Origin of the sequence: Bradyrhizobium sp. (genome assembly GCF_049581145.1) — a bacterium.
Classification (GTDB): Bacteria; Pseudomonadota; Alphaproteobacteria; order Rhizobiales; family Xanthobacteraceae; genus Bradyrhizobium.
In genome coordinates, this window is the sequence record NZ_JBAURI010000685.1 from 1 (window position 1) to 6,735 (window position 6,735).

6 protein-coding genes are annotated in these 6,735 nt (G+C 59.3%); 5 read left to right on the plus strand and 1 reads right to left on the minus strand.

Features of this window, described 5'->3' with window-relative positions:
- Nucleotides 1-355: 355 nt before the first annotated feature.
- Entirely contained in the window at nucleotides 356-736 is a 381-nt protein-coding gene (locus WCB02_RS22305; RefSeq protein WP_423961484.1) for a hypothetical protein, read from the minus strand.
- A 611-nt stretch (nucleotides 737-1,347) separates the two neighbouring features.
- On the opposite strand from WCB02_RS22305, the gene WCB02_RS22310 reads away from it, so the two are divergent.
- The 5 genes from WCB02_RS22310 (at nucleotide 1,348) to WCB02_RS22330 (ending at nucleotide 6,675) form a co-directional block, all read left to right on the plus strand.
- The gene (locus tag WCB02_RS22310) at nucleotides 1,348-2,673 is read left to right on the plus strand and encodes an ABC transporter substrate-binding protein (RefSeq protein ID WP_423961486.1); all 1,326 of its coding nucleotides are present in this window, start codon (nucleotides 1,348-1,350) and stop codon (nucleotides 2,671-2,673) included.
- 75 nt (nucleotides 2,674-2,748) lie between these two features.
- Nucleotides 2,749-3,612, plus strand: a complete 864-nt coding sequence (locus WCB02_RS22315) for an ABC transporter permease (protein WP_423961489.1) — start codon at nucleotides 2,749-2,751, stop codon at nucleotides 3,610-3,612.
- A gap of 23 nt (nucleotides 3,613-3,635) precedes the next feature.
- On the plus strand, nucleotides 3,636-4,496 hold the full coding sequence (locus tag WCB02_RS22320) for an ABC transporter permease (protein WP_423961491.1): 861 nt from the start codon (nucleotides 3,636-3,638) through the stop codon (nucleotides 4,494-4,496).
- Between the two features lie 14 nt (nucleotides 4,497-4,510).
- Nucleotides 4,511-5,632 (plus strand): ABC transporter ATP-binding protein, encoded by a 1,122-nt coding sequence (locus WCB02_RS22325; RefSeq protein WP_423961493.1) that lies wholly within the window; start codon nucleotides 4,511-4,513, stop codon nucleotides 5,630-5,632.
- 26 nt (nucleotides 5,633-5,658) lie between these two features.
- Nucleotides 5,659-6,675 carry an alpha/beta fold hydrolase gene (locus tag WCB02_RS22330; protein WP_423961494.1) on the plus strand — a complete coding sequence of 339 codons (1,017 nt, stop codon included), beginning with the start codon at nucleotides 5,659-5,661 and terminating at the stop codon, nucleotides 6,673-6,675.
- The last annotated feature ends 60 nt before the right edge of the window (nucleotides 6,676-6,735 follow it).

Consider the following 6,735-nt stretch of genomic DNA (forward strand, 5'->3'; position numbering starts at 1 on the left):
AAAGCCATTGCGCAGGGAATGTCGGAGTGTCTCCGCTGAACCTGTATGCTCGTGTGCGCTTTTGCTTTTGTTTTTATTGCACGCGAGACCGCGGGTGCAGCGTGCACCCGGCATTCCCTGCGCCCTCTGATCGAGGCGCAAGACTTCCCAAGCAAAGCTCGGGCGACCAGCGCCGCGAGACCGTGAAACTGCATCCGCTGCTTGAAAATTTGAATTCGTGGGCAAAGCGCATCAGCATCGTGCCCACCGTGCCATCAAAAAGGTGTTGGGCGCGCGTCCGCCGAGTTCCGCCGAAGCAAGGCTGATATGACTAGAACTTTGAAATCACTAAACCGGCAAGCCATCCGCCCGGCGGCTAGTGCGCCAGCAGTGGAGGCCTCGTCCTATGCTCGGCAACCAGCGCTTCGCCGAGTTCGCTTTGCAATTCGCGTCGCATGGAGAAGCAGACGGTGAAGCCATCGACGGTGCTGAACGTCACCATTCCGGTCGCCGGGTCGGATGAGCGTTCGATCGCCCAGGAGGCGAGCGGATAGGCATAGCGCAGGCTTTGATCCCCAAAACGCGATCGAAGCGCCTTGTTGATCAGTTCGGGCAACGTCATGGCGAGGGCTCCGACTTGATTGAGCGATAGACGGACGCTGGCTGGTTTACCGTCGGTATCGATAAAGCCGAGCACGATCGTGCTGCCGTCCGGTGTGACCTCGCAGCTGGTGAGCGACTTGCTTTCGATGTTCATACGGATGACCTGGAGGGATCCACGTTATATCTATACAGATATAATGCAGCCCGTTGTTTCGTCTAGTCCAGGCCGCTTTTGTCGCCATTTCGTGCAATCCCCAGCGGCTTTGTGCCAGCCTTCTCCAGGGAGAAAGCCCGACGCAGGGCGGCGCGAAAGCGCCGATCGACGAATGCAGGATCTGCCCCGCCTATCCAATCGGCGGATGGTGCCGGCATCACGAAGACCAACGTGCTCCCTTTCTGAGCATCCAGGTTGAGCTCGCGCCACAGCTTGCGCAGCGATGCCTCTCTTGCCGTCGTTTTGCCTAATCATTGCTCTGGGGGTTGGCGAACGGCGCGATACTCGCCTGCAGCAAAAAATGGAATACGTACTTTGGCGGCTGGGCATCGGCTAAATGGCGAATGTCGCTTTCCCGTCGAACGCTTGACACTGTCTCCCACGAAATTGAGTGAGCGGCATATCACGTGCCTGACGACTGTGCGCATGGTCGCAGCAACGCTCTTCAATGAGTTCAGGCAGCTCGGACTCTGGGCCAGAGGCTGGAGATGTCCGGTTGATCCGAGGCCGGTGTCCGCGGCGTCGAATGTTGACAGGGGGGTTAGAAGCATATGACTGCTAAAGATAAAGGTGACGCAGGCAATTCCACAAAGGGCGTCAACCGCCGGTCGTTGCTGAAGGCAGGCGCCGCAGCTGCGGGCGCGGCCGTCGGAACCGGCGCGATCACCGGATTTCCGACGATCTGGGCGCAGGAAATCAAGGACATCGAGTTGCGTCATGTCGGCGTGTCATATTCCGTCGTGAAGGCGATCGGCGACCAGGCCGCCAAGGATCTCGGTTTCAAGGTGACCATGCAGAACCTTGACACGTCCGCCGCGATCAATCGTTTCATCACCCAGCCGAACAGCGTCGACATCGCGGACCTCGAGGGTTGGCAAGCCAAGCTTGCGGCCAAGCGCGGGGTGATCCAGGGCATCGAGGCCAAGAAGATCAAGGAGTTCGACAACTTCCTTCCGATCTTCACCAAGGGCGAGCTCGATGGCCACAAGATCCCGCGTCAGGGAATTTCGCCCTACGAAGCGCTCTATATCGAAAAGCCGGATTCCACCGAGCTGCACGAAGGCGTCACCGAATGGCTGACCAACGTCCCGCAGGTCTATAACGCCGACTCGATCGGTTACCGTCCCGATCTCGTGGGGCACACGGTGACGGAATGGAAAGAGCTTATCGATCCGAAGTTCAAGGGGAAGGCCGCGATCCTCGACGTGCCGGCGATCGGCATCATGGATGCCGCGCTGTGTTTCGAAAGCGCCGGGCTGATCAAATACGGCAACAAGGGCAATATGACGAAAAAGGAGATTGATTTCACCTGCGACAAGCTGATTGAACTCAAGAAGTCCGGTCAATTCCGCGCAACCTGGACCACCTTTGACCAGTCGGTCCAATTGATGGCGGCTGGAGAAGTCGTCATTCAATCGATGTGGTCGCCGGCGGTCGCCGCCGTTCGGGTCAAGCAAATCCCCTGCGTATACGCTCCGGTCAACATCAAGGACGGCAAGGAGGGCTATCGCGGCTGGTGCAATGGCATGGGCCTGATGAAGCATCTGACCGGCAAGAAGCTCGATGCCGCCTATGAGTACATGAACTGGTACATGTCCGGCTGGCAGGGCGCGTTCGTGAGCCGCTACGGCTACTACAGCCCGGTGCCTTCGACCGCGAAGAAATTCATGACGCCGGCCGAATACGCGTTCTGGTACGAGGGAAAAGCGGCTCCCGAGCCCGTGACCGATCCGTATGGTGTGCCGATGGAGGTGGCCGGCACGGTCCGCGACGGCGGGTCATTTACCGAGCGCGTTACCAATATTTCGTGCTGGAATACGCTGATGGACGAAGCGGCTTATATGAACAAGCGCTGGAACGACTTCAAGGTCGCCTGAATTCGGCTGCCCTCGGCAACCTGCCGGTCGGCCAACAGCCGACCGGCAAGTGATAGATGTCTCCAGAGAGTTTTCATGACTGTTTCCCGATCGATCGTAAGCTGGCTGTATATTTCACCGCTGATGCTCGTGCTCATCCCCTTCTTCGTGCTGCCCATCCTGATGGTGCTGGTCGCGAGCGTGTTCGAAACCGACGGATTTGGCGGTCTGATACCGACCTTCACGCTGGCGAATTACAAGACGGTGCTGACCTCAGGACTGACGTTCAATCTCTATTTCGAAACCGTGAAATTCACCATCCTCACCTGGTTTTTCACCCTGATCATCGGCTTTTGCGTCGCTTATTTTCTGGTCTTCCATGTGCGGAATCCATTGCTCGCAATCGGCCTCTTCCTGATCTGCACGGTGCCGTTCTGGACGTCCAACATCATCCGGATGATTTCCTGGATTCCGCTGCTCGGCAAGGAAGGCCTGATAAATTCGGCTCTCCTGCGCCTCGGTCTGATCCGGGAGCCGCTGGAGTTCCTGCTGTATTCCGGCTTTGCGGTCGTCGTCGCCTATGTGCACCAGCTCACGATATTCATGATCGTGCCGATCTTCAATTCGATGGCTCGCATCGACAAGCGGGTCGTCGAGGCCGCGGTCGATGCGGGAGCAAGCCGCTTCGATATCATGCGGCTGATCATTGTGCCGCTTTCCAAAAGCGGCATCGCGCTGGGCTCGATTTTCGTGGCCTCGATTGTCATGGGCGATTTCTTCGTGACCAAGGTGATGTCCGGCGGCGGCTCTGCCTCGGTGGTCGGCGCGTTCTATGAGGACATTTCGGTTCTGCAATATCCGGGTGCGGCGGCCAGCGCGATCGTCCTCACGGTCGTCTTGCTGGCGATGGTTTTCCTGATCCTGCGCACCGTCGACATCCGAAAGGAAATCACCCGGTGAGTGCGACGTCGCAGAGTGTCACGATGGCTGGCGCGCGTGCGACGAAACGGGCGATAGCCCCAAGTCGCGGAGGCCGGCCATGGACATTCTATCTGCTGGCGACGCTTTTCACCTTCTACGTGATCGCGCTCTATGGTCCGATGATCTGCATCTACATCCTGTCGTTCCAGGATGTTCGGGGTGGCCTGGTGTTCCCGATGAAGGGGTTGTCGCTGCATTGGTTCGTCGATCTGTTCACGCAGGTCAGGACCGGCGACGTCAAGGGCGCTTTTGACCGGTCGATCAAGCTCGCGATCGTGGTGACGGCGATCACTGTGGTGGTATCGTTCATGTCGGCAATGGCGTTCCGCCGGCGGTTTCCCGGCGACAATATCGTGTTCGCATTGATGATCGGCAGTCTGGTGGCGCCGGGTCTCGTCCTGGGCATCGGTGTCGGGCTTTTGTTCAATGCGATCGGCATCGATACGTCTCCCTACGGTTCGGCGCTGGGTGCGCAATTGTCGTGGACGCTGCCGTTTGGCGTGCTGGTGATGTTCGCGGTGATGTCGCGCTTCAATCCAGCCTGGGAGGAGGCGGCGCGCGATCTCGGTGCCTCCACCTGGCAGACAATCCGTCTGGTGATCATTCCCGTGCTGGCGCCGGGCCTGGTGGCGGTCGCGCTGTTCGGCTTCACGCTGTCCTACGACGAGTTCGCTCGAACGCTGCAGACCGCCGGACCACAAAACACGCTGCCGCTGGAGATATGGAGCATGACCCTCAACGTCACGTCGCCGTCACTTTACGCGCTGGGTACCGTGACCACGATCATTTCGTTTCTGATCATCGGCGCGGCGCTCGGGACCATCGTGTTGATTCAGAAACGTCGAGGCGCTCGAGCGACCTGATCGGAGACCGGACTATGGCGGTGCTGCGCGGCGACATCGAACTCGCCGGATTGACCAAGAGCTATGACGGCGTCCACACCGTGGTGCAGGGCATCAATCTGAAGATTCCTGACGGGGCCTATTGCTGCTTTCTCGGGCCGTCGGGCTGCGGCAAGACCACGATTCTGCGCATGATCGCGGGCCATGAAGATCCGACCGATGGTGAGATCCTGATCGGCGGCGAAAACGTGGTGGGACTGCCACCGGTCGCACGCGGGACCGCGATGATGTTTCAGTCCTACGCGTTGTTTCCGCATCTGAGCGTGCGGGACAATATCGCGTTTGCGCTTCGGATCCGCGGTCTTTCGAAGAGTGATCGATACCGGCAGACCGACGCGATGATCGAGAAGGTTCGGCTGTCAGAACTCGCCGACCGGCTGCCGGCGCAGCTTTCCGGGGGCCAGCAGCAGCGTGTCGCGCTGGCGCGCGCCGCCATCACCGAGCCCCGGGTGCTGCTGCTGGATGAGCCGCTTTCCGCGCTCGACGAGCAATTGAGGGTGCGCATGCGGCTCGAGCTTCAGCGAATGCAGCGTGATCTCGGCATTACCTTCGTCCACGTCACCCACTCGCAACTTGAGGCCATCGCGCTGGCCGATATGGTCGTTGTGATGGACCGCGGCCAGATCATGCAGGCCGGCCCCGCGCGCGATGTCTATGCGACGCCGAGGGATCGTTATGTGGCCGAGTTTCTCGGTGGCCAGAACGTGTTTTCCGGCCGGGTCAATGCCGTCGAGGGCGGGGTGGTGAGCTTCGCCGCGCCTCAGATGAAAGCCGTCACCGTGCCGGTCGGATCGGCACATGTCAGCAAGGGCGACACCATCGACGTTGCGGTGCGACGCGACGATGTCGACCTGATCCGGCCCGGCGTGGGGATTCCGCCCGACACTTCGTCGCTGGCGAGCCGGGTGCTGGCGGTGGAATATCAGGGCAACTTCGTCAAGGTCATGCTGGACGCGACCGACACCGACGAGTTCGTCGCCTATATTCCGGAACGACAGTTCTTCCGCGACCCCTACACCATCGGGGATGTGGTGCAGGCCACCTGGCCGAGCCAGCTCGCGCGCCTGCTCGCCAGGACGACTTATTTGACTGCGTAACATGATAACCACGAGAGGGAATGGCTATGGCTGATTACGAGATGTTCGAACTGGGCGACGTAACCCTGCAATGCGGGCAAATTCTGCGCGGCGCCAAGATGGCCTACAAGACCTACGGCAAGCTGAATGCCGCCAAGGACAATGTGATCGTCTATCCCTGCTGGTATTCCGGAACCCACGCGGAAAACGAATGGTTGATCGGCTCCGGCCTGGCTCTCGATCCGGAAAAATACTTCATCATTGTCCCGAACATGTTCGGCAACGGCCTCTCGACCTCAGCAAGCAATACGCCCGTTCCGTTCAATGGCTCCCGTTTTCCGAATATCACGGCCTACGACAACGTGGTGCAGCAGCAGCGTCTCGTCACCGAAAAATTCGGAATCAGCAAGATCAAGCTGGTGACGGGCTGGTCGATGGGGGCACTGCAGACATTCCATTGGGGCGCGATTTTCCCGGACATGGTCGAACGCATCCTGCCATTCCAGGGCTCGGCCAAATGTTCGCGACACAATTTTGTGTTTCTTGAAGGCGTCAAGGCAGCCCTGCAGGCCGACGCGGCTTACAAGGACGGCTTCTACACGGAGCAACCGGCCAAGGGCCTTCGTGCTGCGGCTCGCGTCTATGCGGGTTGGGGCTTCTCGCAGACATTCTACCGCGTCGAAGCTGACCTCAAGAAGATGGGCTATGCGTCGCTTGAGGATTTCCTGGTGGGATTCTGGGAAGGCTGGCTTCTCTCCAAGGATGCCAACAATCTTCTCACCATGCTTTGGACCTGGCAGAACGGCGATATTTCGAACAACCCGATCTACAAGGGCGACTACGAGAAGGCCTTGGCCGGAATCAAGGCGAAGGCGTTCGTGATGCCAGCCTCGTCCGATCTCTATTTTCCTCCGGAAGACAGCGCCAACGAGGTCAAGCACATGCCGAATGCCGAGCTGCGCGTTGTGGAGACCTATTGGGGCCATTTCGCCGGCGGCCCCGGCACCAGTCCCGATGACATCAAGATCCTGGACGCGGCGCTCAAGGAACTGCTTGCGAGCTGAGCCTTCCGCATCTGGTCAATGCTCATTTGGGCGGATGCCAGGATTGTCTGATGAAGCAGA